Annotated in this window: 2 protein-coding genes; both read right to left on the bottom strand. The window is 70.8% G+C overall.

Annotation, left to right across the window (positions count from 1 at the left end):
• Nucleotides 1-105: 105 nt before the first annotated feature.
• Nucleotides 106-1,953, bottom strand: a complete 1,848-nt coding sequence (locus ACFQ87_RS43760; RefSeq protein ID WP_380616620.1) for a beta-propeller fold lactonase family protein — start codon at nucleotides 1,951-1,953, stop codon at nucleotides 106-108.
• A 175-nt stretch (nucleotides 1,954-2,128) separates the two neighbouring features.
• Nucleotides 2,129-2,980 (bottom strand): hypothetical protein (locus tag ACFQ87_RS43755; protein ID WP_380616619.1); only part of this gene is annotated, 852 nt, incomplete at its 5' end.

Here is a 2,980-nt window from a genome sequence, read left to right as displayed (position 1 = left end):
TGATCCATCGATCTGTCGTGTGCTGTCCGGCGGCGCCCGCTCCTTCAGCATGGCCGCCCCCCGGCGGGCCCGCAATCCGCGCGGAACACCCCAGGTGGGTACCGGTCAGAGCAGGTCCGTGTCGACCACCGACACGGTGCCCGCCACGGTGTTGGCGACGAAGACGCGCCGGTTGTCCGGGGACACCGCCACACCCCAGGGACCACCGCCGACAGTGACGGTCCTCGTCACCTGGCCAGCGCTGGTGTCGATCACTGACACAGTGTCATCGAAGAAATTGGTGACGTAGGCGTGTTGCCCGTCCGGGGACACCGCCACCCCGAGGGGGTTGGCGCCGACACGGATCGGAGGACCGGCCGCCTGCTTCAGCGCGGTGTCGATCACCGACACATTGCCCGGGCCCGCATTGGTCACATATGCGCGGCCGTTCCCGGCGATGGCGACCGTAGAGGGCCTCACCCCAACGGTGATCTTGCTGACCTGGTTGGTGGCGGTGTCGACCACCGACACGATCGGCTCGCTGCTCGGGGAGCCGACGTGTGCGATGTAGACGCTGCGGCCGTCCGGGGTCACCGCCACCCCGCTCGGGGCGGCGCTGAGGCTTACCGTATTGACCACCTGGAACGCTCTGGTGTCGACGACCACCATCGCACTCGAACCGACGACGTAGGCGCGGCGGCCGTCCGGGGCGAGCGCCACGGCGATGGGAGTGATGGCGACGGGGATGGGGGCGGACACTTGGTTGGTGCCGGTCTCGATGAGCGACACCGACGCCGAACCGGGATTCTCAATACGACCGGCATTGGCGACAACGATGTTGCGACCTTCTGGCATGGCTGCCAGCCCGAGGCAGTTCGAGCCGGCGCTGATCGTGTCGGTCACCTGGTAACTGGTGGTGTCGCGGATCACCGACACCGACCTGGCACCGCCGTTGGTGACGTACACCGTGCGGCCGTCGGGGGCCACCGCCACCCCGACGGGGCTGCTCCCGACGGTGACCGTGGTCACCTGGCTCGTGCCGGTGTCGACGATGGACACGGTGTTCGCGACGGCGTCGGCGACGTACAGACGGCGGCCGTCCGCGGTCACCGCCACTCCGATGGGAGAGGCGCCGACGGTGATGGTACCGGTGACCTGGTTGGTGGCGGTGTCGATCACCCTGACCGCGTTCTCGCCGGCCACGGTGACGTAGGCGTGCAGGCCGTCGGCGGCGATGACCACCACGGCAGGGTTGGTACCGACGGCGATCGTCGCGGTCACTTGACCGCTACTCGTGTCGATCACCGACACGGTGCCCGTGTTCGGGTTCGAAGCGGTGCCCTTGTCCGGGGTGGTGACGTAGAGTCGGCCGCCGTCCGGGGTCAGCGCCAGTGCGCGCGGGCCGCTGTCGAGGGTAAAAGTGCTGGACACCTGGCCACTGCCGGTATCGATCACCGACACTGAGTTCCCAACGGAGTTGGCGACGTAGACGCGACCACCGTCCCGGGTCACCGCCACCCCACGTGGCCCGGCACCGACCGGGACCGTCCCCGACACCTGACCGCTGCTCGTGTCGATCACCGACACCGTGGACCCATCCGAGTTGGCGACGTAGACGTGGCCACCGTCCGGGGTCACCACCACCCCGCGTGGCCCGGCACCGACCGGGACCGTCCCCGACACCTGACCACTGCCGGTATCGACCACCGACACCGAGTTCCCACCGGAGTTGGCAACGTAGGCCCGACGGCCGTCCGGACTCACCGCCACCCCTTCGGGGTTCGCGCCGACGGGAATCGGAGTGCCGGTTCCCAGGCCACCGGTGCTACCGATCACCGTCACGTGGTCCGTGATCCCACACGCGACATAGACACGCCCATCCGGGAGCACGATCACCCCGTTGGGCTGGCCACCCATGCGGACGGTGAGTGTCGCCACGACCGACGCGGCGGATGCCGTCGGCGCGCTGTCCACGACGGGACCGCCCACGGGGCTGCTCAGGGCGCGGTGACGGCGGTGAAAGAGAACGCCCACAGCTGTCTCCTGATCCATCGATCTGTCGTGTGCTGTCCGGCGGCGCCCGCTCCTTCAGCATGGCCGCCCCCCGGCGGGCCCGCAATCCGCGCGGAACACCCCAGGCGGGTACCGGTCACGGCACCCCACGGAACAGCAGTACCACCGACCGGCCCTCGGCCAGCGACGCCTCCAACTTGCCCTGCAGCGCGCTCACCGGCAGCGGCCACTGCGCGGGGTTGTCCGGGAAGTACCCGGTGGAGATCAGCCCGCTCGGCTCGGCGGCCCAGAGCAGTTCCCCGTCCGAGCCCAGGAGCTCGGCCCCCTTGCCGGACTGGCCGTACACCGCGGACCGGACCAGGACGGCACGCACGTAGTCCCCGTAGACGGAGCGGAACCGCGTGGTGATCTCGGCCCGCAGCGCCGCGTCGGCCGGTGCGGTCGAGCGCAGCATCGCCTCGTACCGCGCCCGGTCGAGGCCGTACGCCTCGGCGATCCCCAGGCGCTGCGCCCACTTCCAGGCCTCGTCCGGGTAGCCGGCCCGCCCCATGACGTGGCGGTAGAAGTGCTCGTGCAGGTTCTGCGGATCCCAGCGGAACGTCGAGAGGTCCGGCACGGTGCCGCTGAGGCGCTGGAAGGTCGCGGCCCGGGCCTGCAGGGTGGCGAAGGAGGTGATCCGGCTGCGCAGCCGGACGGGCTGGGTCTCCAGAAAGGCGGCCAGTTCGGTCAGGCCGCCGCCGCCGGCGAGGAAGGTCCGCAGCGGTCGCAGGTCGGCGCCGCCAGGGCGCAGGGCGGTGAGCAGCAGGGCCCGCCGGTCCTCGCTGAGTGCCTCGAAGGCCTGGTTGATCCGCCACGCCGCCTGCGGGGACAGCGCCTCCGTCTGCGCGGCGGCGGGATCGGCGGTCAGCCCGAGCCGGGCGGCGACCTGGGCGCTCTGCCGCCGCCGGAAGCCGACCCGGTCCTTCGCGAACTCGGCCGCGGGGAACTC

The organism is Kitasatospora sp. NPDC056531 (genome assembly GCF_042794375.1).
Taxonomy (GTDB): domain Bacteria; phylum Actinomycetota; class Actinomycetes; order Streptomycetales; family Streptomycetaceae; genus Kitasatospora.
The sequence above is the reverse complement of the archived record's forward strand: the minus strand, read 5'-3'. Positions and strand labels throughout refer to the sequence as shown.